At 64.1% G+C, this 23,644-nt stretch carries 19 protein-coding genes, 1 tRNA gene and 1 pseudogene; 8 read left to right on the top strand and 13 right to left on the bottom strand.

What is annotated here, in order from left to right; genetic code table 11:
• Positions 1-31 precede the first annotated feature (31 nt).
• Complete coding sequence (locus tag K6G35_RS03475; protein WP_495676099.1) at positions 32-2,335, bottom strand: cyanophycin metabolism-associated ABC transporter; 2,304 nt, start codon at positions 2,333-2,335, stop codon at positions 32-34.
• Positions 2,336-2,629: 294 nt separating this feature from the next.
• Between K6G35_RS03475 and cphA (K6G35_RS03470) the strand changes: the two genes are divergently transcribed.
• The 3 genes from cphA (K6G35_RS03470) (at position 2,630) to K6G35_RS03460 (ending at position 8,604) form a co-directional block, all read left to right on the top strand.
• Positions 2,630-5,281 (top strand): cyanophycin synthetase, encoded by a 2,652-nt coding sequence (cphA, locus tag K6G35_RS03470; RefSeq protein ID WP_008643637.1) that lies wholly within the window; start codon positions 2,630-2,632, stop codon positions 5,279-5,281.
• A 36-nt stretch (positions 5,282-5,317) separates the two neighbouring features.
• Positions 5,318-7,888 (top strand): cyanophycin synthetase, encoded by a 2,571-nt coding sequence (cphA, locus tag K6G35_RS03465; protein WP_495676098.1) that lies wholly within the window; start codon positions 5,318-5,320, stop codon positions 7,886-7,888.
• Positions 7,889-8,124: 236 nt separating this feature from the next.
• A complete protein-coding gene (locus tag K6G35_RS03460; protein ID WP_495676097.1) occupies positions 8,125-8,604 on the top strand; it encodes an SRPBCC family protein in 480 nt (159 codons plus the stop codon).
• A 178-nt stretch (positions 8,605-8,782) separates the two neighbouring features.
• On the opposite strand, the gene K6G35_RS03455 is transcribed toward K6G35_RS03460, so the two are convergent.
• Entirely contained in the window at positions 8,783-9,691 is a 909-nt protein-coding gene (locus K6G35_RS03455) for a glutamate/aspartate ABC transporter substrate-binding protein (RefSeq protein WP_060784395.1), read from the bottom strand.
• An 88-nt stretch (positions 9,692-9,779) separates the two neighbouring features.
• The gene (locus tag K6G35_RS03450; protein ID WP_495676096.1) at positions 9,780-11,057 is read right to left on the bottom strand and encodes a D-amino acid dehydrogenase; all 1,278 of its coding nucleotides are present in this window, start codon (positions 11,055-11,057) and stop codon (positions 9,780-9,782) included.
• A 204-nt stretch (positions 11,058-11,261) separates the two neighbouring features.
• On the opposite strand from K6G35_RS03450, the gene K6G35_RS03445 reads away from it, so the two are divergent.
• The 3 genes from K6G35_RS03445 to K6G35_RS03435 all read left to right on the top strand — a co-directional run bounded on the left by K6G35_RS03445 (position 11,262) and on the right by K6G35_RS03435 (position 14,345).
• A complete protein-coding gene (locus tag K6G35_RS03445; RefSeq protein ID WP_008643631.1) occupies positions 11,262-12,215 on the top strand; it encodes a LysR family transcriptional regulator in 954 nt (317 codons plus the stop codon).
• Positions 12,216-12,297: 82 nt separating this feature from the next.
• Positions 12,298-13,614, top strand: coding sequence for a polyamine export protein PaeA (gene paeA, locus K6G35_RS03440; protein ID WP_035881487.1), 1,317 nt, complete (start codon positions 12,298-12,300; stop codon positions 13,612-13,614).
• A 248-nt stretch (positions 13,615-13,862) separates the two neighbouring features.
• Positions 13,863-14,345 (top strand): pilin, encoded by a 483-nt coding sequence (locus tag K6G35_RS03435; protein WP_035881486.1) that lies wholly within the window; start codon positions 13,863-13,865, stop codon positions 14,343-14,345.
• Here the strand turns inward: K6G35_RS03435 and K6G35_RS03430 are convergent.
• The 8 genes and pseudogenes from K6G35_RS03430 to K6G35_RS03395 form a co-directional block, all read right to left on the bottom strand.
• Positions 14,293-14,721, bottom strand: a pseudogene (locus tag K6G35_RS03430) (recombinase family protein); the annotation flags it as partial. The gene K6G35_RS03435 and the pseudogene K6G35_RS03430 sit on opposite strands and share 53 nt — an antisense overlap.
• Positions 14,722-15,052: 331 nt before the next feature.
• Positions 15,053-15,142, bottom strand: a tRNA-Ser gene (locus K6G35_RS03425).
• Between the two features lie 87 nt (positions 15,143-15,229).
• A complete protein-coding gene (gene serS / locus K6G35_RS03420) occupies positions 15,230-16,537 on the bottom strand; it encodes a serine--tRNA ligase (RefSeq protein ID WP_495676095.1) in 1,308 nt (435 codons plus the stop codon).
• Positions 16,538-16,702: 165 nt separating this feature from the next.
• On the bottom strand, positions 16,703-17,998 hold the full coding sequence (locus tag K6G35_RS03415; RefSeq protein ID WP_495676331.1) for a replication-associated recombination protein A: 1,296 nt from the start codon (positions 17,996-17,998) through the stop codon (positions 16,703-16,705).
• A 156-nt stretch (positions 17,999-18,154) separates the two neighbouring features.
• Entirely contained in the window at positions 18,155-18,904 is a 750-nt protein-coding gene (locus K6G35_RS03410; protein WP_495676094.1) for an amino acid ABC transporter ATP-binding protein, read from the bottom strand.
• 2 nt (positions 18,905-18,906) lie between these two features.
• A complete protein-coding gene (locus tag K6G35_RS03405; RefSeq protein ID WP_008643607.1) occupies positions 18,907-19,599 on the bottom strand; it encodes an amino acid ABC transporter permease in 693 nt (230 codons plus the stop codon).
• A 2-nt stretch (positions 19,600-19,601) separates the two neighbouring features.
• Entirely contained in the window at positions 19,602-20,297 is a 696-nt protein-coding gene (locus K6G35_RS03400) for an amino acid ABC transporter permease (RefSeq protein WP_011515543.1), read from the bottom strand.
• A gap of 103 nt (positions 20,298-20,400) precedes the next feature.
• Positions 20,401-21,249 carry an ABC transporter substrate-binding protein gene (locus tag K6G35_RS03395; protein WP_495676093.1) on the bottom strand — a complete coding sequence of 283 codons (849 nt, stop codon included), beginning with the start codon at positions 21,247-21,249 and terminating at the stop codon, positions 20,401-20,403.
• A 287-nt stretch (positions 21,250-21,536) separates the two neighbouring features.
• On the opposite strand from K6G35_RS03395, the gene K6G35_RS03390 reads away from it, so the two are divergent.
• Together K6G35_RS03390 and K6G35_RS03385 are read left to right on the top strand one after the other, a co-directional pair.
• Positions 21,537-22,199 carry a hypothetical protein gene (locus tag K6G35_RS03390; protein WP_227874064.1) on the top strand — a complete coding sequence of 221 codons (663 nt, stop codon included), beginning with the start codon at positions 21,537-21,539 and terminating at the stop codon, positions 22,197-22,199.
• A gap of 162 nt (positions 22,200-22,361) precedes the next feature.
• A complete protein-coding gene (locus K6G35_RS03385; RefSeq protein ID WP_008643601.1) occupies positions 22,362-22,529 on the top strand; it encodes a hypothetical protein in 168 nt (55 codons plus the stop codon).
• A 28-nt stretch (positions 22,530-22,557) separates the two neighbouring features.
• On the opposite strand, the gene K6G35_RS03380 is transcribed toward K6G35_RS03385, so the two are convergent.
• Together K6G35_RS03380 and lolA are read right to left on the bottom strand one after the other, a co-directional pair.
• Positions 22,558-22,974 (bottom strand): hypothetical protein, encoded by a 417-nt coding sequence (locus K6G35_RS03380; RefSeq protein ID WP_035881484.1) that lies wholly within the window; start codon positions 22,972-22,974, stop codon positions 22,558-22,560.
• Between the two features lie 8 nt (positions 22,975-22,982).
• Complete coding sequence (gene lolA / locus K6G35_RS03375; protein WP_008643599.1) at positions 22,983-23,627, bottom strand: outer membrane lipoprotein chaperone LolA; 645 nt, start codon at positions 23,625-23,627, stop codon at positions 22,983-22,985.
• Between the last annotated feature and the right edge of the window lie 17 nt (positions 23,628-23,644).

Below are 23,644 nucleotides of genomic sequence, written 5' to 3'. Positions count from 1 at the left end.
CGCTTGTTCGTGAGTCTGTTCGGAAGTTTGATTACTGCGCACCGACGGCCTCCTTCGCTTCCGCGACTTCGCCGTCGCTGATCGCATCGGCGTCGGTATCCACGTTGCGCGCCTGTGCCTGGTACAGCTTGTAGTACGCGCCTTCACGCGCCATCAGTTCGTCGTGATTGCCCACTTCGACGATCTGGCCACGATCCATCACCACCAGACGGTCGGCCTTGCGCAGCGTGGAGAGGCGGTGCGCGATGGCGATCGTGGTACGGCCCTGCACGAGATTGTCCAGCGCCTTCTGGATTTCCTTCTCCGTCGTCGTATCCACCGACGAGGTGGCTTCGTCCAGGATCAGGATGCGTGGATTGATCAGCAGCGCGCGGGCGATCGAGATGCGCTGGCGCTCGCCGCCGGACAACGCCTGACCACGTTCGCCCACGAGCGAATCGTAGCCGTGCGGCAGCCGCAGAATGAACTCGTGCGCGTGGGCGGCACGGGCGGCCGCGATGATTTCCTCGCGGGTCGCGTCGGGCTTGCCGTAGGCGATATTGTCGGCGATCGTGCCGAAGAACAGGAATGGCTCCTGCAAAACCAGGCCGATATGGCGGCGGAACTCCGAAACCGGCAACGAGCGGATATCGACACCGTCCACGCGAATCGCACCTTCGGACACGTCATAGAAACGGCAGATCAGGTTGACCAGCGTGCTCTTGCCCGAGCCGCTATGCCCCACCAGGCCGATCATCTCACCCGGCTGGATCGACAGGTTCAGCCCACGGATCACGGCACGGTTCCCGTAGCGGAACCCGAGGTCGCGCAATTCGATGGCGCCCTGGACATTGTCGATGTGCACCGGCTTCTGCGGCTCCGGCACGCTCGACACGTGATCGAGAATATCGAAGATCCGCTTGGCGCCGGCGGCGGCCTTCTGCGTCACCGAGACGATGCGGCTCATCGAATCCAGGCGCGTGTAGAAGCGGCTGATGTAGGTCAGGAACGCCACCAGCACACCCACGGTGATCGCATCGTGGCTGACCTGCCAGATGCCGAAGATCCAGACCACCAGCAGGCCCACCTCGGTCAGGAACGTGACCGTCGGCGTGAACAGCGACCACACCGCGTTGACCCGATCATTGATGGCCAGGTTGTGCTTGTTCGCCTCGTGAAAGCGCGTCACTTCGCGCTTTTCCTGCGCGAAGGCCTTCACCACCCGGATACCGGGGATCGTATCGGCCAGCACGTTGGTGATCTCCGACCAGATCCGGTCGATCTTCTCGAAACCATGGCGCAGGCGGTCGCGCACCAGATGGATCATCCACGCGATGAACGGCAGCGGCACCAGCGTGACCAGCGCCAGCCACGGATTGATCGACACGAGGATGATCGACGTCATTGCGATCATCAGCACGTCGGTGGCGAAGTCCAACAGGTGCAAGGACAGGAACACGCTGATGCGGTCGCTCTCCGAGCCGATGCGCGCCATCAGGTCGCCAGTGCGCTTGCCGCCGAAATACTCGAGCGACAGCTTGAGCAGATGTTCGTAGGTGGTGGTGCGCAGGTCGGCGCTGATCCGCTCCGACACCCGGGCCAGCAGGTAGGTACGTGCCCAGCCCAGCACCCAGGCGACCAGGGCGGCGCCCAGCAGGCCGGCCAGGTAGAGTTTGACAAGGCCGATATCGATCGGCACACCGTTCTGGTAGGGAATCAGCACCTTGTCCATCAGCGGCATGGTCAGGTACGGCGGTACGAGCGTGGCGGCGGTGCCCAGCAGTAGCAGGACGAAGCCGCCCAGCAGTTCCCAGCGGTAGGGCCGCGCGAAGCGCCACAGGCGCAGGAGCGCCCATGTCGACGGGGGCGTCTCCAGTTCCCGGCTGCATTGCGGGCACTGTTCCTCGCCCGGTGGCAACGGCGCCTTGCAGGTGGGGCAGATCTCGGTATCGGCCGGCTCCGGGGCGCGGCCTGTTGCCAGGGCGTCGCGACGCGTATCGAACTGGTCGGCCAGTCTCAATGCGTCGGGATTGTAACCAAGCGTATAGCGCCAGCTTGCCAGGCGGCGCTGGCCATCCGACAGTTCCAGCATGCCCACCCCGGCGTGGTCCCCATGGGCCAGCGTCTGGCCGGCCGTGATTTCCCAGTCCTGGAGGGTTTTTTCACCGGGCGCGCGCGCAATCAGGCGACGGTCCGTCACAACCAGCCACCCTTGGGTAAAATGCAACCTTGCGTCCAGGTCCAGCGTCAGTCCGGCCAGGACGTTTTCCCCAGGCTGCAGGGTGGCGCCGATTTCGGCACCCCAGGGTCCTTGCAAACCGGGGCTGGGAGGGACGGACGGGGAAGACTGGGTCATTGTTGGCGCGTCAGACAAGAAGCGAAAAGCGAATGAAAAGCGCGTCCGCAATGGGTCCCGAAGGGATCAGCGACGGACATAACTTGAAACAATTTAAGCGGAGCGCCATGTGGCGGCCCGCAATTTTGCCCGCAAGTATACATAACGCAAACAAGCGGAGGAGCCTGGTGCACTGCACAACACGTTCCGGCCAGATCGGGGCAGCCAAGGGTCAACCCTGAAGGCGCCGTAACGTTAACGAAAGGTTAGGCTTCCATTTCTCGGGCATTCAGCCCACTGCCTCAAGCTAAGTCAATGAAAAAGAAGGACATTGAGATTTTCGATGTCATGTCGCTGCGCGGCCCGAATATGTGGACATATCGGCCGGTGCTGGAGGCATGGGTCGATATCGGCGAACTGGAGGATTTTCCCTCCAACACGATTCCGGGGTTCTATGAGCGCCTGTCGGCATGGCTGCCAACGCTGATCGAACACCGCTGCAGCCCGGGGGTGCGCGGCGGCTTCCTGATGCGCCTGAAGGAAGGCACCTGGCCGGGCCACATCCTGGAACACGTCACGCTTGAGCTGCAGAACCTGGCCGGGATGCCGGGCGGCTTCGGCAAGGCCCGCGAGACCCCGATCCGCGGCGTGTACAAGGTCATCGTCCGCGCCTGGCACGAGGAAGTGACGCGCGCAGCCCTGTTCACGGCCCGTGACCTGGTCATGGCCGCCATCGAGGACCGTCCTTTCGACGTGCCCGCCGCGGTGGACAACCTGCGCCGCCTGGTCGACGAACACTGCCTGGGCCCGAGCACGGCGTGCATCGTCGATGCCGCGGATGACCGAGACATTCCGTCGGTCCGCCTGTCGGACGGCAACCTCGTCCAGCTCGGCTATGGCGCCCGCCAGCGTCGCATCTGGACGGCCGAGACCGACCGGACCAGCGCCATCGGCGAGTCGATCTCGCGCGACAAGGACCTGACCAAGAGCCTGCTGGAATCCTGCGGTGTGCCGGTGCCGGAAGGCCGCATGGTCGAAAGTGCCGAAGACGCCTGGGATGCCGCCGAGGACATCGGCGTGCCCGTGGTGGTCAAGCCGTACGACGGCAACCACGGCCGTGGCGTGTTCACGAACCTGATGACCCGCGAGGAAGTGGAAACGGCCTATGCCGTGGCCATCGAGGAAGGCAGTGGCGTGATCGTCGAGCGTTTCGTGCCCGGCAACGAGCACCGCCTGCTGGTGGTGGGCGGCCGCGTGGTCGCCGTCGCGATGGGCGAAACCGCCTCGGTGGTCGGCGACGGCAAGTCGACGATCGACGAGCTGATCGAATTGCAGATCAACTCCGACCCACGTCGGGGCAGCACCGAAGACCATCCGCTGAACCGCGTGCGTCTGGATTCGGCCGCACGCCTGGAACTGAAGCGCCAGGGTTATGCCGACGGCAGCGCCGTGCCGCCGGAAGGCCGCACCGTGCTGATCCAGCGCAATGGCAATGTCGCGTTCGACGTGACCGACCGCGTGCATCCGAGCGTGGCCGCCCATGCCTCGCTGGCCGCTCGCGTGGTGGGTCTCGACATCGCCGGCGTGGACCTCGTCGCGCAAGACATCTCGCGCCCGCTGGCCGAACAACGTGGCGCCATCGTCGAAGTCAACGCCGGCCCGGGCCTGCTGATGCATATCAAGCCCGCTGAAGGCGAGCCGCGCCCGGTGGGCCGCGCCATCGTTGATCACCTGTTCCCGAGCCGGAACGGCGTGGAAGACGATGGCCGCATCCCCGTGGTGGGCATTACGGGCACCAACGGCAAGACTGTGGTGGCCAAGCTCGTGGCACGACTGCTGCAACTGTCGGGCAAGCACACGGGCCTGGCCTGCAGCGACGGCCTGTTCCTGGACCGCCGCCAGGTGGAGAAAGGCGGCCGGGGCGACCGCGCGAGCTGGGATGCCGGTCATCGCATCCTGATGAACCGCGCGGTGGAAGCCGCCGTATTCGAGAACGACAGCGGCATGATCCTGTCGCAGGGCCTGCCCTATGACCGCTGCCAGGTGGGCGTGGTCACGAACTTCGGCAAGCCCGACCACATCGGCGACTTCTACGTCGAAGATGAAGACCGCATGTACAACGTGCTGCGCACGCAGGTGGATGTGGTGCTCAAGACCGGCGTGGCCGTGCTCAACGCCGCTGACGCGCGTCTGGTCGAAATGGCCGAGCTGTGCGATGGCGACGTCATCTTCTTCGGCCTGTCCGCCGACCTGCCGGCCATCGCCATGCATCGCGCGGCAGGCAAGCGCGCGGTGTTCGTGCGCGACGGCAAGGTGGTGCTGGCCACCGGCAACAGCGAGACCGCGCTGACCGATGTGTCGGCGATTCCACTGACCTACGCCGGACGCGTGGCATTCCAGATCGAGAACGTGCTGGCCGCCGTGGCCACGGGTTGGGCGCTCGGCATTTCGAACGACCTGATCCGTGCCGGCATCGTCACGTTCGACGTCGGCCAGGTGGACGTTCCGGGCCGCTTCACGCTGTTCGAGCACCATGGCGCCACCGTGGTGGTGGACGACGCGCACAACGCTCCGGCGCTCGAGGCGCTGGCGGCCGCGCTCGACCGCTTTCCGTCCGAGCGCCGGATGCTCGTGTTCGGCGCGGGCGTGCAGCGTCGTGACGAGGACCTGATCGAACAGGGCAAGGTGATTGGCGCCACGTTCGACCGCGTGTTCCTGTGCGAGGACCAGAGCGTCAAGCGCGAACTCCCCGAGACCGAGGCGCGCGCGCTGCTCAAGAAGGGCCTGTACGAAGGCCGCCGCGTGACCAAGATCATCGACGAAGGCGCGCGCCGCGCGGCGGTGGAAGCCGCGCTGGCCCAACTCGTGGCGGGTGATCTGCTGGTACTGCAGTGCGACGAGGGCTCGACAGACAGCACGGTGGAACAGGTACACCAGTGGATGGGCCGCGCCGGACGCCGCGCGTGATGCGCGAGCCGGAAAGAAAAACGGAAAGCTGATTCTATGGAAGTTTCTCGCATCCGGGCCCTGCGTGGCCCGAACCTCTGGTGTCGTCACACAGCCATCGAAGCGATCGTGGCGTGCTCGGACAAGTCCCTTCGGCTGGCCGAGCTGCCCGGTTTCGAAGACCGCCTGCGCGGGCGCTTTCCGGGCATCGGCCCGCTGCGCCCGGACGATGAGGCCGGATCGCCCTCGATGGCCCATGTGCTCGAAGTGGCAGCCCTTGGCCTGCAGGCCGCGGCCGGCTGCCCGGTGACGTTCAGCCACACCGCACCGACGCTGGAACCCGGCACCTATCAGGTGGTGGTGCAGTACAGCGAAGAGGAAGTGGGCCGACTGGCATTCAATCTGGCCGAGCAGCTTTGCATCGCCGCGCGCGACGACCTGCCCTTCGACCTGGACGATGCCCTGCATCGTCTGCGTGAACTCGACGAGGATGTGCGCCTGGGTCCGAGCACGGGCTCGATCGTCTACGCCGCCGTGGCGCGTGGCATTCCGTATCGCCGCCTGACGCAGGGCTCGATGGTCCAGTTTGGCTGGGGCAGCAAGCAGCGCCGCATCCAGGCCGCCGAGACCGACATGACCAGCGCGGTGTCCGAATCCATCGCACAGGACAAGGAACTCACCAAGAGCCTGCTGCACGCGGCAGGTGTGCCGGTGCCGATGGGCCGCTCGGTCTCCAGCGCCGAAGAGGCATGGGCCGCCGCGCAGGAAATCAACGGTCCGGTGGTGGTCAAGCCGCGCGACGGCAACCAGGGCAAGGGCGTGGCCGTGCGCATCCGCACGCGCGAGGAAGTGATGACGGCTTATGAAGTGGCCGCCGATATTTCCTCGGACGTGCTCGTCGAGCGCTACATCCCCGGCCATGACTTCCGTCTGCTCGTGGTGGGCAAGCACCTGGTGGCCGCCGCCCGCCGCGATCCGCCGCAGGTGATTGGCGACGGCGCACACACCGTGCGCCAGCTTGTGGAAGAAGTGAACCGCGACCCGCGCCGTGGCGAGGGTCATGCCACGTCGCTGACGAAGATCCGCTTCGACGATATCGCGCTGGCCACGCTGGCCAAGCAGGGCCTGAGCGCCGACGCCGTGCCGGCCAAGGGCACCCGCGTGGTCCTGCGCAACAACGCGAACCTGTCGACCGGCGGCAGCGCCACCGACGTCACTGACGACGTGCATCCGGACATCGCGGCGCGCGCCGTGGCGGCCGCGCAAATGGTCGGTCTGGACATCTGCGGCGTCGACGCGGTCTGTGAAACGATGCTCAAGCCGTTCGAGGAGCAGGCCGGCGGCATCGTCGAAGTCAATGCCGCGCCGGGCCTGCGCATGCACCTGCAGCCGTCGTACGGCAAAGGACGCGCGGTCGGCGAAGCCATCATCTCGACCATGTTCGCCGATGGCGACGATGGCCGCATCCCGGTGGTTGCGGTCTCGGGTACCAACGGCAAGACCACCACGGTGCGCCTGATCACCCATATCATGGCCTCCAACGGCCTGCGCATGGGCATGACGGGTACCGACGGCGTGTACATCCAGGGCGAGCGCATCGATACCGGTGACTGCAGCGGCCCGCGCAGCGCGCGCAACGTGCTGTTGCACCCGGACGTGGACGCCGCCGTGTTCGAAACCGCGCGCGGTGGCCTGCTGCGCGAAGGCCTGGCATTCGACCGCTGCGACGTGGCCGTGGTGACCAACGTTGGCGAAGGGGATCACCTGGGCCTGTCGTACATCAGCACCGTCGAGGACCTGGCCGTGCTGAAGAGCGTGATCGTGCAGAACGTGGCACCGCACGGGATGGCCGTGCTCAACGCCGCGGACGAAATGGTGGTGCGCATGGCCGATGCCTGCCCGGGCACCGTGACGTTCTTCGCGCAGGATGCCGGTCTGCCGACGATGGCGCTGCATCGCGCGCAAGGCAGGCGCGTGGTGTTCGTCGAGGGCGGCCAGATCGTGGCAACCGAAGGCGACACCGAAGTGCGCATCCCGTTGGCGGACATCCCGCTCACGCGCAACGGCTCGATCGGCTTCCAGGTGGAAAACGCGATGTCGTCGATCGCCGCCGCCTGGGCGCTTGGCATCGACTGGGCGGTAATCCGCCGCGCGCTGGCCACCTTTGTCAACGACGCCGCGACGGCCCCGGGCCGCTTCAACGTGTTCGACTACAAGGGCGCCACGCTGATCGCCGACTACGGCCATAACCCCGACGCCATCCAGGCGCTGTGCAATGCCGTGGCGACGATGCCGTCGAAGCGACGCGTGGTGGTGATCAGCGGCGCGGGCGACCGACGCGACGAGGACATCCGCAAGCAGACGCAGATCCTCGGTGGCGTGTTCGACGAGGTGGTGCTGTATCAGGACCAGTGCCAGCGCGGCCGCGAGGATGGCGAGGTACTGGCGCTGCTGCGCGAGGGCCTGCAAGGCGCCCAGCGCACGAGCCATGTCGAGGAGATCCGCGGCGAGTTCGTCGCCATCGACACGGCACTGAGCCATCTGCAGCCCGGCGATCTGTGCCTGATCCTGATCGACCAGGTGGAAGAAGCGCTCGACCACATCGCAAAGCGCGTCGCGGGCAACTGATTCCGCCGATTCGGCCGAATCAGCCGCTACGTGGCTTGCACCCCTCTTCCGCCACGCGGGAGAGGGGCCGGGGAAGCGGGCTTTCCGGCTCAACAACGACGTAACGTTGCCGGAACCACAAGCCCTCCCCCGACTCTCACCTGCTTGCCGTCCACCATCATTCGGTGCGACAGTATCCCTTCTCCCCATCATTACCCTGACGGCCCCTGCTCCGCCCGTCATCGAGGAGATTCCACATGGCTATCCCGCAGACCATCGTCGTCACCTACATCGCCGCCACGCCGGAGCAAGTCTGGGGTGCGCTGACCGACCCCACGCAAAGCACGCAGTACTTCTTCGGCCGACGCGTCGAATCCGACTGGAAGGTCGACAGCCCGTTCGTGCTACGCATGGAAGATGGTCAGGTCGATTCGCAGGGCGTGGTGCTGACCGCCGACGCGCCTTACCGGTTGTCCGTCACATGGCGCGTGGAATGGCTCGAGGCATTTCGGCAACTACCGGAAGTGATTGTCACCTGGCAAATCGACGCGCTCGGTGACGAGGCTGTACGCCTGACCGTCAGCGAGACCCATCGTGAGCCGGTTGACGAACAGATCCTGCAGGGCGGCCGCAACGGCTGGCCGATGATCGTGGCGGGCCTGAAGACATGGCTTGAAACGGGACGCCGGCTCAAGCTCGAGACGCCACAGCCACCGCCCGCGCCGCCGGATCAGTGACGTGTCATCGGCGTGCGGGAAAAAAATGAGAAGAGGACGCGATGCTGATGTGCCGGTGTACGGCACGCTGTTGTTCTGGATGCATCGGCCCTCTCCTCCCCTTCCACGTCAACATGTCAACATTGACCAGACGGAAGGAACACCCCGCGCAAATCGCGATACAAGCTGCTGATCGGTCTTACTGGAATGCCTTGTCGTTCGGCTCGGCAAACAGTTGCTTCATGTCCGGCGACAGCGGGTAATTCATATTGATGTTGCGCGGCGGGATCGGCGACTGGAACCACTTCGCGTAGAGCTTCTCGCCGCGGCCACTGGTCATGATGTCCGCCACCACGCCATCCACCAGTTTCTTGAACGACGGATCGTCCTTGCGGAACATGCAGGCGTAGTTCTCGGTCTGCAGCGGCTTGCCAGCGACCACCCACTCAGCGGCATTCTTGGCCTTGGTGCGCTCGCCGTACAGCAGCGGCTCGTCCATCACGAATGCAGCAGCGCGACCGGACTCGAGGATCAGGAACGCCTGGCCGTGATCCTTGGCGCTGGTCAGGTTCATGTTCATGCCTTCGCCGTTCATCTTGACCAGCAGGCGCTCGCCGGTGGTGCCAGCCGTGGTCACCACGTTCTTGTCCTTGAGCTGCGGGAAGTCCGTAACGCCCGAATCCTTCTTCGTCAGCATCCGGATGCCGTAGATAAACAGGCTGTTCGAGAACGCCACCTGCTTCTGGCGCTCGAGGTTATTCGTGGTGCTGCCGCACTCGATGTCGATGGTGCCGTTCTGCATCAGCGGGATGCGGTTCTGCGACGTGATCGGCGTCAGCTTGACCTGCAGGTTCGGCATGTTCAGTGTCGCCTTCACCTTGTCGACGATCGCCAGCAGGTAGTCATGGGAGTAACCCATCACCTCCTTGCCGTCCGAGTACGAGAACGGAATCGACGACTCGCGGTAACCGAGCGAGATCACACCGCTGTCCTTGATCTTCTTGAGCGTATCGCCATCGGCGGCATGTGCGCCGGCAGCGGCGCAGAGCAGCGCGGCGGCAGCCAGCAGGCGGGTGACGGGGGTCGGACGGACGGACAGTGACTTCATGGTGCGGCTCCTTGGTTGGGGCTTGATTTAATGGCACGACTCTCTAACTGCGACTTCCAGCACAACCCGTGTGCGCCCGCGAGAATGACTATGCGAGCGCTGCACTGAAATCTTCGGCATCCACCACCGGCTTGCGGCCAGCCATCCGATCGGCCAGCACACCCGCGCTGCCCATGGCCAGCGTGAAACCCAGCGCGCCGTGGCCAAGGTTCAGCCACAGACCGCGGATGCGTGATTCGCCGATCATCGGCAAACCCGTGGGCGTGGCCGGACGCAGGCCGGCCCACGGCTGCAATGCATCAAGGTCCGCGCCATGGCTCACGTCGCCAAACACCGCACGCGTCTGCGTGACCAGCGTCTGCGCGCGCTCGCGGTCGATCACCGCGCCGCCGCGCACGATATCCGCCATCCCCGCCACACGCAGCGTATCGCCGATGCGCGCATAGACGATCTTGTTGGCGAAGTCAGTCACGCTGATACGCGGCGCCAGCACGCCCTGCCTGATCGGCACCGTGATGCTGTACCCCTTCAGCGGCCACAGCATCGGCCGCACACCGAGCGGCTTGAGCAACGGCACGCTGCCGATGCCGCCCGACACAATCACCGCATCGGCGCGGATATCACCCGCATCGGTGCGCAGGCCCGTCACGCGGTCCCCCGCACGCACCAGTTCGTTCACACGCGTGCCAAAGCGCAGCGTGACACCCGGCCTGCCTTGCAACAGATGGGCCAGCGACACGCAGAAGCGATGGCAATCGCCCACTTCCTCGCTCGGCGTGTGGATCGCACCGACGATGTCCTGCCGAATGCCGGCCAACGCCGGCTCCAGCGCAACCGTGGCATCGCGATCCAATGCCTGCTGTTCACAACCAAGGCTGGCCTGATAATCGAGCAGGCGACAGGCCGATTCGTAGGTTGCCGCATCACGGTGCACGATCAGCTTGCCGCTACGCGCGAAATCGAAACCACCGCCCTCCTGCCGCGCGTCCGGACGATCGACGAAAGCCTGCATCAGATCGCGCGAGTAGAACGACAGGCGCAGTAGCTTGCGCGTGGCGGCCTCGCTAGCCGATGCATTGCACGCGCGGGCGAATTCCAGCAGCCAGCGCCATTGCGACGGGTCCATGGATGGCCGGAAGCGCATCGGTGAATCGCGATCCAGCAGCCAGCCCGGCACCTTCGACAACACGCCTGGTCCGGCCAGCGGCGCCACATAGCTGTAGCTGAGCTGGCCACCATTAGCGAAGCTGGTCTCCTCGCCCGGACCATCATGGCGCTCGACCACGGTGACTTCGTGACCATCGTTGGCCAACCGCCACGCGGAGGTCATGCCGACCACACCGGCACCCACGATCGCTATGCGCATCCGCTTGCCTTGCGTCCTGTTCAAACGATGGGCCAGAGCGTAGAGCACCCGGCGCGGCTTGCCCAATGCCAATACGTGCCAGAATATGTCCTCAAGCTATAGGGGCCCGCCACCCGGGTCTACCCGTAGTGCGGAGCACCATTTCCCGCACCAACACGAACACCAGCGCAAGCACCAGCGCGACCATTCCCCCGCACCAGAACCATGCGCCTGCGCCAGATTGAAGTGTTCCGCGCCGTGATGCTAACCGGTACCGTCAGCGAGGCGGCGCGCCTGCTCCATGTGTCTCAGCCCGTGGTCAGCCGGGTACTGCAGCATGCGGAATCGTCGCTGGGCTTCCGCCTGTTCGATCGCCAGCGCGGCAGGCTGCAACCGACGCCGGAAGCGCTTGCGCTCTATGGCGATGTCGAAAGGCTATATGGTGAGATCGAGCGTGTGCGGCGCGTATCGGAAAGCCTGCGCCACAAGGGCACGGGACGCCTGCGCGTGGCCGCCACGCCGAGCCTGGCCAACCCGCTGCTGGTGCCGGCGGTGCGCCGCTTCTGCGCGCGGCACCCGGAAACGCAGGTTCAGGTGCTGACGCACCATACGAGCGAGATCGTCGAGGCGCTGCTGGCCAACCAGATCGACGTGGGCTTTGCCTTTTCGCCGCCCCGGCATGAAGCGATCACCAGCGAGCCCGTGGCCGCCGGCCGAATGCTGCTGGCCGTGCCGCGTCCGCAGGCACTGCCCTCGGGCGGCCGGCGCGGCATCGTGTCGATCCGCAAGCTGATGGAGCGGCCGTTCATCGGCTATGACGACGACAGCTCGCTGGGGCTGCTGGTCCGGCAAACGCTGGCCCGTCACGCGCTGGAACCACATTCGACGCTCGAGGTCCAAACCTATTCCCTCGCGCTGGCCCTGGTGGATGCGGGCCTGGGCGTCACGCTGCTCGACCAGTACACCGCGTTGAGCGCCAATCCGGCCAATGTCGCGCTGCACGACGTGCAACCCGAATTGCCGTTCGAAATCCAGATGCTGCGCGCCACCCATCGTGGCAAATCGAGCCTGGTCGATGATATGCGGACACAGTTCGCAGCCGCCGCCTCGGCGCTGGCCGCCACGCTCGACGATCGCCTGGATTCGCCCGTCGTCCAGTTTGATCCTGCCCCGCGCTGACTGGCAGACATTTACCAGACAATTGACAGGCCCCCGCCTGTGCACCAATATCAACACGCCCAGATCGGCGCGTGAATAACTTATGTTCGTACTGATCCTGACCCTTCTCGTGGTGGTAAGCGCGTTCTTTTCGATCTCCGAGATCGCCTTGACCGCCGCCCGCCGCACCAAGCTCCAAGTCCTGTCTGAACGCGGCGACCACCGCGCGACCAAGGTATTGCTGCTCAAAGAGGAGCCCGGCAACTTCTTCACCGTGGTACAGATCGGCGTCAACAGCGTGGCGATCCTGGCCGGTATCCTCGGTGAGAAGCATGTCTCGGATCTCGTCTACGGATTCCTGAGTGCGTACCTCGATGCCGGCATGGCACAGCGCATCGCCAACATCAGTTCGTTCCTGATCGTCACGCTGCTGTTTATTCAGTTCGCGGACCTGATCCCCAAACGCATCGCCATGACCTTCCCCGAGGCTTGCGCGGTGCAGGTGATCGGCCCGATGCTGACACTGCTCAAGCTGTTCAAGCCCGTGGTCTGGGTGTTCAATGCAGCGGCCGATGCCACGCTCAAGCTGTTCGGCATTCCCACCAAGCCGGTCGACCAGATCACCACCGAGGACATCGCCGCCATGGTCGATGCCGGCGCCGAGGCCGGCGTACTGCACAAGCACGAACTGCATCTGATCGAAAACGTGTTCGAACTCGATTCGAAGCCGATCACGGCCATCATGACCCAGCGCGACGACGTGGTCTTCCTGACCCTCGACGACACCGCCGACGGCCTGCGCCGCAAGCTGGTCAAGCAACCGCACGCACAATACCCGGTGTGCGGCAAGAATATCGACGACGTGCTGGGCTATATGGAGTCGAAAGTCATCCTGCAACTGCTGCTGGCCGATGAAAGCGGCGCAGCATTGGACAGCATCGGCAAACACTACGACAAGAACGTGCTGGTGATCCCGGACACGCTGACACTCTCGGAGTCACTGACCCGCTTCCGCGAGATGCATGAGAATTTTGCGGTGGTGATGAACGAGTACGGGCTGGTGGTGGGCATCGTCACGCTGGACGACATCGTCGGCGCGCTGATGGGTGACATCCTCTACTCGAACGAAGACGAACAGATCGTGCGCCGCGACGAATCCTCGTGGCTGGTCGACGGCCTGACACCGCTGGTCGACCTGAAGAAGGCACTGGATATCGACGTGCTGCCTGGCGAAGACTATGTGGATACAGCAGCCGGCCTGGTGATCTACTCGCTGAAACGGATCCCGAAGAAGTCGGAAGCGATCACCGTGGCGGGCTTCCGGTTTGAGGTGGTCGACATCGACCATCACAAGATCGACCAGTTGCTGGTTTCAAGGCTGCCGCCGAGCGCTTCGCAACCTGTGGCATCTGGTGAGTGAGGCGGCCTGCAGTGGACAGGGTCTGTCACAAATTGTGACAAATTTTGTCACTCCAGGGCGGCTACTTGGACAAATTACGGCACCTGACACTGACAAATTCTGTCACCAGTACCTCAAATTGATTACCTTTGACTGACAAAATTTGTCAATTTCCGGGCTGCGAGGCTGTTTTTGACCCTGGCACGCGAGTTGCTTTTTGTTGACCCAGCAGCACTCTGGCTGCCTAACAATTCATACTGGGGTCACTCATGAAAAAAGCACGGATGGGAATCAAGCGGGTACAGAAGGGCTTTACGCTGATCGAACTGATGATCGTGGTCGCGATCATCGGTATCTTGGCTGCGATCGCAATTCCGCAGTATCAGGACTATGTGACGCGCAGCCGTTGGACGGACAATCTGGCCTCGATTACGCCGATGAAGCAGGCAATCGCGGAGTGTGCACAGCAAAACGCGCTGGCACCGGCCGCTGGCGCCGCCGCAATCAACGTTCCCGCTTTGTGCGCCGACTTGGCGGCTCTTGGCGCCGCGAACACTGGCGTTGGCTTCACTGCTAACCCGACGCCGGCCAATGGCCAGGTTGTTTACGCCGCCGGCGTCATCACGATCACCGGTATTAACCAGCTGGCAGCCAACGGCTGTACCGTAACGGTCACGCCGCAGCTCTCGGCCTCGTCGATCACGTGGAACCAAGCCACGACCGTTTGCGGCCGTGCGCAAACTGGCGTCTAAGCTTAGCTCGACTTAAAAAAGGGCGCCCCCGGGCGCCCTTTGTCTTTATGAGTGGCTCGTTGTCTCTGCACAATGTTTCTGAGCTTGCCGACTCCCTCAGAGACGAATTGATGGACTTGCTAAGCGAACGCCTGAAGCTTCGCTCCCTGATGAGTTCTCGCTCGAATCCTGCAAACGCTCCGACGATTTGGAAGATCATCCTGCCGGCTGGCGAGCGGGCATCAATGTGCTCGACCAAGCTGCGGAATTGTGTGCCTGCTACTTCGATGCGTTCGACGGTGATGAGTAGTACTTTGAGGGGGTGCGCGATGCGGTCAAATTTGCAGACGACAACGGAATCGCCTGGACCGATTTTTGTGAGCATCTCGTCAAGCGCAGGCCGCCTCGATGTGCCCCCCCCCGAACGCCTCTCGGAAAAAACCGACGCCCGCTTCTCGCAGTGCGTCGGTTTGTGCGTGTGTTTCCAGTTCCTGCGTGCTAACTCGCGCGTATCCGACTAGCATGAGGCCGCTTCATCTGTAGTTGTATGAAACGATCTTTATCGGGCGTCTGTGAGTAATTCCGGTGTCTGTGAGTCGTTCCCGTACCCCGCCGAGAATGTCAGTGCAGAAAAAACAAAACCGACGTTGCTTTCGCAAACGTCGGTTCTTAGTTTTACTACGCTGTTTTTGTCTGCTGGTGGTCGAATCCGTCAGCAGCTTTTTGTTTGGCGGAGAGGGTGGGATTCGAACCCACGGTACCGTCGCCGGTACGCCTGATTTCGAGTCAGGTACATTCGACCACTCTGCCACCTCTCCGGTAACTTGGCCGTCGCTGCGTTAGCGGCGAAACCAAGATTATAGGGATATCCATATCCGGAGCGCAAGCCCCTTCTGTAACTATTTTTACGCTTCCGGTTCCAGACGCGTGATGCCGCCCATGTACGGTTGCAGCGCCTTCGGCACCATCACCGAACCGTCTGCGTTCTGGTAGTTCTCCAGGATCGCCACCAGCGTGCGGCCCACGGCCAGGCCGGAGCCGTTCAGCGTGTGCACCAGTTCCGGCTTGCCCTGTCCGGCGCGCATACGTGCCTGCATGCGGCGCGCCTGGAAGTCGCCCATGCTCGAGCACGAGCTGATTTCGCGGTACGTGTTCTGCGCCGGAATCCACACTTCGATGTCGTAGGTCTTGGTGCTGCCGAAGCCCATGTCGCCCGTGCACAGCACGACGGTGCGGAACGGCAACTCGAGCTTCTTCAGGATCGTCTCGGCGTGGCCAGTCATCTGCTCGAGCGCGTCCATCGACTGCTCGGACGGCACCACCTGCACCATCTCGACCTTGTCGAACTGATGCTGGCGGATCATGCCGCGCGTGTCCTTGCCGTACGAGCCGGCTTCCGAACGGAAGCATGGCGTGTGGGCCACGAAGCGCAGCGGCAGTTTTTCCGCGGCAACGATCGCGTCGCGGACCATGTTGGTCAGCGGCACTTCGGCGGTCGGGATCAGGTAGAAGTTCTCGATAGCGTCCTGGCCATCCTCACCGCCGACCTTGCGCGGCACCTTGAACAGGTCGTCCTCGAACTTCGGCAGCTGGCCGGTACCGCGCATCGACGCGGCATTGACGATGTACGGCACGTACATCTCGGTGTAGCCATGTTCAAGCGTGTGCGTGTCCACCATGAGCTGGACCAGCGCGCGATGCATGCGTGCCACGCCACCCCGCAGGAAGGCGAAGCGCGAGCCAGTGACCTTCGTGGCCGTCTCGAAATCCAGGCCGAGACGGGCGCCGACATCCACGTGATCCTTGATCTCGAAATCGAACGTGCGCGGCGTGCCCACGCGGCGCACTTCGACGTTCTCGGTTTCGTCCTTGCCCGTCGGCACGCTTTCGTGCGGCAGGTTCGGGATCGAGAGCATCGCGTCGCTGATCTGGTCCTGGATCTCGGCCAGGCGCTGGGCGGACGCCTTCAGCGTGTCGCCGATACCGGCCACTTCGGCCATCGGGCCCGAGGCGTCTTCGCCCTTGCCCTTGAGCATCCCGATCTGCTTGGAGAGGCTGTTGCGGCGCGCCTGCAGATCCTCGGTCTGGGTCTGCAGTTGCTTGCGTTCGGCCTCAAGGGCCTGGAACAGGGCCACATCGAGTTGAAAACCGCGCGTGGCGAGGCGCTGGGCCACGGCGTCGATGTCTTTGCGGAGCAGCTGGATGTCGAGCATGTTGCTTGGTCATGTGCAGTGCCGGCAACATGCCGGCGAACGGAACATTTTACTGCACTGGCACGACCCGCCGGGAGCAAATCCGGCTGGATTTTGCCGTCTGCTCCACACTTTGGGAGTTATCCGGGTCCCTGCTCGCCGCCCCGCTCTCCCCTCGCCCCCTGCTCAGTCCTTGCCGGACTTGTCGCGCTGCTCGCGATGCCAGGCGTCGTCCAGATCACGCAGATGCCGCAGCTTGTCGCCGATCTTGCCTTCCAGCCCGCGCGGCGTGGGCTGGTACCAGTCCTGGCTGCGCAGATCGTCGGGCAGGTAGTGCTCGCCCGCCGCGTAGGCTTCCGGCTCGTCATGCGCATAGCGATACGCATGGCCGTAGCCAAGCTCCTTCATCAGTTTTGTCGGCGCGTTGCGCAGATGCACGGGCACGGCCCGCGACTTGTCCTTGGCGACAAAGGCACGCGCCGCGTTGTACGCGTTGTAGCCCGCGTTCGACTTTGGCGCCACGGCCAGGTACAGCAGCGCCTGCGCCAATGCCAGTTCGCCCTCCGGCGACCCCAGCCGCTCGTAGGTCTCCGCGGCATCGAGCGTGATCCGTGCCGCGCGCGGATCGGCCAGGCCGATGTCCTCCCACGCCATCCGCACGATCCGGCGCGCCAGGTAACGCGGGTCGGCGCCACCATCGAGCATTCGGCAGAACCAGTACAACGCGCCATCCGGGTCGGAACCGCGCACGGACTTGTGCAAGGCGCTGATCTGGTCGTAGAACGCGTCGCCACCCTTGTCGAAACGACGCAGGTTTTCCGATAGCGCGCTGCCCAACAGCGCCGTATCCACCGCATCCACACCGGCATTGCGAGCCGCGCGCGCCACGATCTCGATATTGTTGAGCAGCTTGCGGCCATCGCCGTCGGCCGAGGCGACGATCAGGCTCATCGCCTCGTCGTCCCAGCGAATGCCACCGAGTTCCTCGCTGGCACGCAGCACCAGCTGCTTGAGTTCGTCTTCGTTCAGGCTCTTGAGCACGTAGACGGCCGCCCGAGACAGCAACGCGCCATTGACCTCGAACGACGGGTTCTCAGTGGTGGCGCCGATAAACGTGAACAGCCCGCTTTCCACGTGCGGCAGGAACGCGTCCTGCTGGCTCTTGTTGAAGCGATGCACCTCGTCAACGAACACCAGCGTGCGCCGGCCATGCGCGCGGAACTGCTCGGCTCGTTCCACCGCCTCGCGAATATCCTTGACTCCCGACAGCACGGCCGACAGCGCAATGAACTCGGCATCGAACGCATTGGCCATCAGCCGGGCCAGCGTGGTCTTGCCCACGCCGGGCGGGCCCCAGAGGATCATCGAATGCGGCTCACCCGATTCGAACGCCACGCGCAGCGGCTTGCCCGGGCCGAGCAGGTGCTGCTGGCCGATGACTTCGTCAATATTGCGCGGGCGCAGGCGCTCGGCCAGCGGCATTCGGGAACGGTCGGGGGGGTCGGAGAACAGCGAATCCGCCACGGTACTTAGGCCTCTCAATCTGGTGCGGCCGCCGGAAGCGGCTTGCGAACGCCACAGTGTAGACCATCGGCGCCGCCTGCCGCGGCCCGCCCCACGCCATCCGGCCGGTCGGTATCAGGGCGCGATGACCGACTCCCAAGGCGACCGGATATCGGCCAGGAAGCGCTGCGCGCGCGGATGCTCGGGCTTCAGGAAGAAGCGCTCCGGCGTGGCGCGCTCGAGCACCTCTCCCTGGTCCATGAAGATCACGCGGTCCGCCACCTCGCGCGCGAAGCCCATTTCGTGGGTGACGCAGACCATCGTCATGCCGTCGCGCGCGAGCCCCTTCATCACCTGGAGCACCTCGTTGACCATTTCGGGGTCAAGTGCCGACGTCGGTTCGTCGAACAGCATGACGGGTGGCTTCATTGCCAGCGCGCGGGCAATCGCCACACGCTGCTGCTGGCCGCCAGACAACTGCCCCGGATAGGCCGACGCCTTGTGCGGCAGCCCCACCCGCTCCAGCAGGCTCATCGCGAAATCTTTCGCTTCCTGTGTCGACATCCGCTTGAGCCGCACTGGCGCCAGCGTGCAGTTCTCCAGCACCGTCAGGTGTGGAAACAGGTTGAACTGCTGGAAGACGAAGCCGATGCCGCTACGCAGTGCGTTGACGTCCACGTTGCGCGCGTGCACATCCTGCCCGTTCACGACGATCCGCCCCTTCTGGATGGCCTCGAGCCGGTTCAGCGTGCGGATCAGCGTCGACTTGCCCGAGCCCGACGGCCCGCACACGACGACCACCTCCGCCTTCGCCACCGATTCGTTGATATCGACCAGCGCCTGATAATCGCCGTACCACTTGCTGACATGTTCGATGCTGATCATGGTTACACCTTCACAGCGTTGCGTGCCGCGAGCCGGCGCTCGAGCAGATAGGCGCAACGGGTCAATCCGAAGCACATGACAAAATAGCTCAATGCCAGCAGCAGGTAGACCTGCGCGGCCTGGGTCAGCATCTGCGTGCTGATCTGCCCGGCGATGAACGAGACCTCCGGCAAGCTGATGATGTAGCCGAGCGATGTCTCCTTGATCGTCGACACAAGCTGGTTCACGAGCGACGGCAGCATGTTGCGCAGCGCCTGCGGCAGGATGACCAGCGCCATCGCCTGCGCATACGACAAGCCGAGCGAACGCGCGCTTTCCATCTGCCCGCGCGGCAGCCCCTGGATGCCGGCGCGCACGATCTCCGCCAGATAGGCCCCGTCGAAGACCACCAGCGCGACCAGCATCGTCGCGAACTGCGGCGTGCGATGCCCGGTCACCGAAGGCAGCAGGAAGTACGCCCAGAACACCACCATCAGCAGCGGCGTACCGCGCACGACGTAGATCAGGACGGTGGCGGGCCAGCGCAGCGTGCGGAACGGGCTCACGCGGCACAGCCCCAGCACGATGCCGACCGGCAACGCCAGCACCAGCCCGGACGCCGCCAGCAGCACGGTCAATGCCAGCCCGCCCAGCGGGCCATTCGGATACTGGCCGATCAGGAAGTAGAGTCCGTAGTTCTGCAGAACGTCGAGCATGGCTACATGCTCCGAACCGGAAACCGGTGTTGATACCAGAGCGAGAACAGCGTGATCGTCATCGATATGGTCAGGTACGCCAGCGTGGCGAACGCAAAGGACTCGAAGCCCCGGAAGGTGGCGCTCTCCACCTGCTGCGCCTGGTACATCAGTTCGGCCACGCCGATCACCATCGCGATGCTCGAGTTCTTCCAGAGATTCAGGATCTGATTCACCAGCGGCGGCACGGTGATGCGCAGCGATTGCGGCAACACCACCAGCCGCATCGACGCCAGAAAGCTGAAACCAAGCGCGCGGCTGGCTTCCAGTTGTTCCTTCGGGATGGAGCGAATGCCGCTGCGGATGTCCTCCGCCATATAGGCCGTGGTGTACAGGACCAGCGCGATCAGCGCGCTGACGGCCTCGTAGTTGTGCTCGTACAGCCAGCTCTTGATCGCGAACGGCAGCAGCTGCGGCGCGCCGAAATACCAGAACAGCATATGGGCCAGCAGCGGAACGTTGCGAATCGCCTCGACATAGGCCTGGCCCAATCCCCGCAGGGGCGCCAGCGGCGCAAGCCGCAGCAGGGCGATCACGATGGCCAGCGGCAACGATATGGCAAACGCGATGACCGACAGCTTGAGGGACATCACGAACCCGCTGACCAGCCATTCGTGATACTGCCCCGACAGCAACATCGACAGGTTGAAGGTGGGCATGGAATGTGGCTGTCCGGCGCGATGCCGGACAGCCGGGGGAGGTTTATCGGACCGGGTTGATCAAGCCGGACCTCTGGCCTGGCCCGGGCCTGGGGTTGGCGCCTCAGTCGATCTTGTCGGTCGAGATCTTGAACGCGCGCGGCGGGAACTTCATCTTGGTGTTGGGCCCGAACCACTTGTCGTAGAGCTTTTGCGCGTCGCCATCGGCTTCCATCTTGCTCAGCACCTGGTTGACCTGGTTGCGGAACCCGGTCTCGCCCTTCCTGATGCCCAGTGCGAGATGCTCGCTCGACAGGTACTGCGGCACCAGCGTGTAGTCCTTGGCCGCGGGGCCGAGCTTCACGAGGTTGCTCACCAGCGACGTCTCGTCATTCACATACGCCACGCCCTTGCCCTGCTCCAGCGCCAGCAGCGCCTGCGGGCTGTTGTCGAACGACACCACGGTGGCATTCTTGATCTTGGCGGCGATGTTGGATTCCATGGTGGAACCCTTGACGGTCATGATCTTCTTGCCATCGAGCTGGCCCAGCGTCGTGATGCCGCTCTCCTTGCGCACCATCGCCTTCTGTCCGGTGATGAAGGTCGACAGCGAGAAGTCGATCTGCGACTCGCGCTCCTTGTTATGCGTCAGCGACGCCGCCAGCAGATCCACGTGACCCTGCTGAAGCTCCGGCAGACGGGCCGCCACGGAGATCTGCTTGAGCACCGGCTTCACGCCCAGGCTCTTGGCCACCGCATTGCACATGTCAACGTCGTATCCCACGATCTCGCGGGTGGCCGGATCGACGAAGCTGAACGGCTCGTCCGTGCCAAGCACGCCGCACACCAGTTGGCCCTTGGCCTTGATATCCGCGATTTGGTCGGCACTGGCCGGTGCTGCGCTCAGTGCAAGCGCGGACAGCGTTGCCACGCCGGCGATCTGGCGGAGTTTCCGCCTGAAGTCTGCTTGCATATTCTCTCCTCGGTTGAAGAAGGTCTTGTGGGGTGCAGCAGAAACATAGTCTATTTGTGACGCTTCCGATTCGATGTCGGGGCGAACCCTATCTTCGCCGTGCGACAGCGGACACTGCGCCGCTTCCCTACAGCTCGCTCCGAATCTGCCGATATTTCCTAATGGCCTGCGTTTCGACGGATGCGGCCCGCATCGCGCCGATGCGGCCGCCGGCCAGGCGGATATCGGCCGACCCTTGGTCGGCCTAGCGAAAATCGGGGATTTGTATGTTGCGTTACCGAATGCTGATGTTCAAGTTGAATCGGCTGGTGGGCAAGAACAGGCTCACGGGCGCGGAAGAGATCTCACTGGCGGGCCAGTTCGCCGAGATGATCACGTCACAGGAGGAGGTGGACCGCATCATCGCGGATCTGGTCGATCACGAGAATCCGCAGGTACGCCGTATTGGCCTGGCCGCGATCCGTCGTTCGCACCGCTTTGGTGGCCAGACGCTGATGCAGGCACTCTTGCGCCGGCTGGCCGACGTGGAAGGCTGGCTACGCCACGATGCGGTCTGGATCGCGCAGGAAGGCCAGCTCGATAGCGCCGAACTGCGGGCCGCGCTGCGGCGGGTGGCTGGCAATGTCCGGCTGCCGCAGGATGCGGTGCGGGCGCGCGACAATCCTGCCGACGGCCTGCTCCATGCTGCCGTCCGTGCGCGGCATGTGCTTGACGCGCTGATCAAGAAGTCGGCTGCGGCGCACAATGCCGCGCTGGCGGCGGGTGGCGCGCTGGCAGGCGCCAACGATGGCAAGCCCTACGCGCAAGGCTCGATTGGCCAGATCCACTCCGCCCATCGGCAATTGCAGCGCAAGATGGCGGCGCGCAAGCTGCGCAGCAGCACGAAGCTGAAATTCCGCAAGGTAGAGCCGCGATACGCGGAAAACGACAACCGGCGCTTTCTGCTCTGAGCCTCGGCTGGTTCACGGCGGCGCGGCCGATGCTGCGTCGCCGCAATATGTGCGATGGCAATCCGATCTGAATTCTTTCGATAGACGGGATCGGGACGGCCAGTGCGGCCTACCATGACGGACACCCGGCGCTGGTGCCGGCCCCATGAGGAAACCGTAGCCATGGCCATCACGACCCGCATCCGCAAGAAGAAGCAGTACCGCAAAGCCGTGTTGAAGTTGCGCGCGGCGATCAAGCGCGGCGACGCGGAGGCGATCCGCATCCGCCGCGAACAACTGCAGGCCATGCCCAAGCCACGTCTGCGCTACGCGCGTGAGGCACAGGCCTAGCGTCAAAGGCTGGCGGGGCGTCGCCGGGTCAGCCCTTGGCGCGCTCGGTCAGCTTTTTCATGGCATCGGCAGGCAGCGGACCGTGGCAGCTACGCTCGCCGCCGGCCTCTCCCACCACGAGCCAGACCTTGTCCGGCGTATCGGCGGGATGCAGCAGCCATGCTGGACCCCGCGCCGTATTGCTGGCCGGCAGGTCTTCCAGGGTGCCGTTGTGAGGCGATTGCAGCATCGTCGCGCAATCGGTCTGCGGAATGCGCGTGGCCTTGAGGAAGTCCGGATTACCGAGCACTTCGGGCAGCGCCGTATCGGAGCCGCGCAGGAAGGCATCGACGTCGAAACGGCTTGCATGCGAGCTTGCGCAGGCGGACAGCACCAGCGCCGCGGCCAGCGTGGCGCCCGGCACGGCCAGGCGACGCAACGAAAGGAATGCTTGGGCGTGTGTCATGGCGCTCCTCACTGCTTCATCACATCGGCGCCCTTGGGCACCGTGAAGCGGAATGCATCGGCGGGCAGCGACGGATTCTTCTGGATCGCCGAGAAGGTCAGGATGGTCGTGTTGCCGAAGGCGTCACGCAACTCCATCGCCTCGAGGTTGCCGCCCTTGAAACCGATGCCGATCCGCTCGAACTGCGTGTCTTTTTCCTTCGGCGTCAGTTCCAGCCATTCCACGCCATCGCGCGTGGCCCCGTTCTTCACGTCGAAATTCTTCGACAGGTCATTGCTGCCGAACAGGATGGCCGCCGGGCTCGACCCAAGCGCGCCATCGAGCTTACGCTCGGTCACCTGGTTCAGGTCCTTGTCGTAGATGTAGAGGATCTGGCCGTCGGCCTGCAGCAGTTGCTCGTATGGCTTGGTATAGCGCCACGCGAACTTGCCGGGGCGCGAGAACGCGAATGTCCCGCTCGACGTGCTGGCTACCTTGAGATCGGCGCCCTTCCCCTTCATCTGCTGCTGCGTGAATTCGCCGCGAGCCGTCTTCACGCTGGTCACGAAGGTCTGCAACTGGTCGGTTGCCGCCGCCTGCGCGACAGGCGCGGCCGCCAGCAGTGCCAGTGCGGCGCCCAGGGAAACCAGGGGAGCAAGAATGCGATATCGCATGTATCCGATTCCTTTCT

Source organism: Cupriavidus sp. HY129 (assembly GCF_059492215.1).
Note: the sequence above shows the minus strand (reverse complement) of the source record. Positions and strands in the feature narration are given on the sequence as shown.

What these genes read in the sequence shown, in the direction of transcription:
- K6G35_RS03475 (WP_495676099.1), bottom strand. Translation starts at nt 2,335, where the DNA reads ATGACCCAGTCTTCCCCGTCCGTCCCTCCCAGCCCCGGTTTGCAAGGA.
- cphA (WP_008643637.1), top strand. Translation starts at nt 2,630, where the DNA reads ATGAAAAAGAAGGACATTGAGATTTTCGATGTCATGTCGCTGCGCGGC.
- cphA (WP_495676098.1), top strand. Translation starts at nt 5,318, where the DNA reads ATGGAAGTTTCTCGCATCCGGGCCCTGCGTGGCCCGAACCTCTGGTGT.
- K6G35_RS03460 (WP_495676097.1), top strand. Translation starts at nt 8,125, where the DNA reads ATGGCTATCCCGCAGACCATCGTCGTCACCTACATCGCCGCCACGCCG.
- K6G35_RS03455 (WP_060784395.1), bottom strand. Translation starts at nt 9,691, where the DNA reads ATGAAGTCACTGTCCGTCCGTCCGACCCCCGTCACCCGCCTGCTGGCT.
- K6G35_RS03450 (WP_495676096.1), bottom strand. Translation starts at nt 11,057, where the DNA reads ATGCGCATAGCGATCGTGGGTGCCGGTGTGGTCGGCATGACCTCCGCG.
- K6G35_RS03445 (WP_008643631.1), top strand. Translation starts at nt 11,262, where the DNA reads ATGCGCCTGCGCCAGATTGAAGTGTTCCGCGCCGTGATGCTAACCGGT.
- paeA (WP_035881487.1), top strand. Translation starts at nt 12,298, where the DNA reads ATGTTCGTACTGATCCTGACCCTTCTCGTGGTGGTAAGCGCGTTCTTT.
- K6G35_RS03435 (WP_035881486.1), top strand. Translation starts at nt 13,863, where the DNA reads ATGAAAAAAGCACGGATGGGAATCAAGCGGGTACAGAAGGGCTTTACG.
- serS (WP_495676095.1), bottom strand. Translation starts at nt 16,537, where the DNA reads ATGCTCGACATCCAGCTGCTCCGCAAAGACATCGACGCCGTGGCCCAG.
- K6G35_RS03415 (WP_495676331.1), bottom strand. Translation starts at nt 17,998, where the DNA reads ATGCCGCTGGCCGAGCGCCTGCGCCCGCGCAATATTGACGAAGTCATC.
- K6G35_RS03410 (WP_495676094.1), bottom strand. Translation starts at nt 18,904, where the DNA reads ATGATCAGCATCGAACATGTCAGCAAGTGGTACGGCGATTATCAGGCG.
- K6G35_RS03405 (WP_008643607.1), bottom strand. Translation starts at nt 19,599, where the DNA reads ATGCTCGACGTTCTGCAGAACTACGGACTCTACTTCCTGATCGGCCAG.
- K6G35_RS03400 (WP_011515543.1), bottom strand. Translation starts at nt 20,297, where the DNA reads ATGCCCACCTTCAACCTGTCGATGTTGCTGTCGGGGCAGTATCACGAA.
- K6G35_RS03395 (WP_495676093.1), bottom strand. Translation starts at nt 21,249, where the DNA reads ATGCAAGCAGACTTCAGGCGGAAACTCCGCCAGATCGCCGGCGTGGCA.
- K6G35_RS03390 (WP_227874064.1), top strand. Translation starts at nt 21,537, where the DNA reads ATGTTCAAGTTGAATCGGCTGGTGGGCAAGAACAGGCTCACGGGCGCG.
- K6G35_RS03385 (WP_008643601.1), top strand. Translation starts at nt 22,362, where the DNA reads ATGGCCATCACGACCCGCATCCGCAAGAAGAAGCAGTACCGCAAAGCC.
- K6G35_RS03380 (WP_035881484.1), bottom strand. Translation starts at nt 22,974, where the DNA reads ATGACACACGCCCAAGCATTCCTTTCGTTGCGTCGCCTGGCCGTGCCG.
- lolA (WP_008643599.1), bottom strand. Translation starts at nt 23,627, where the DNA reads ATGCGATATCGCATTCTTGCTCCCCTGGTTTCCCTGGGCGCCGCACTG.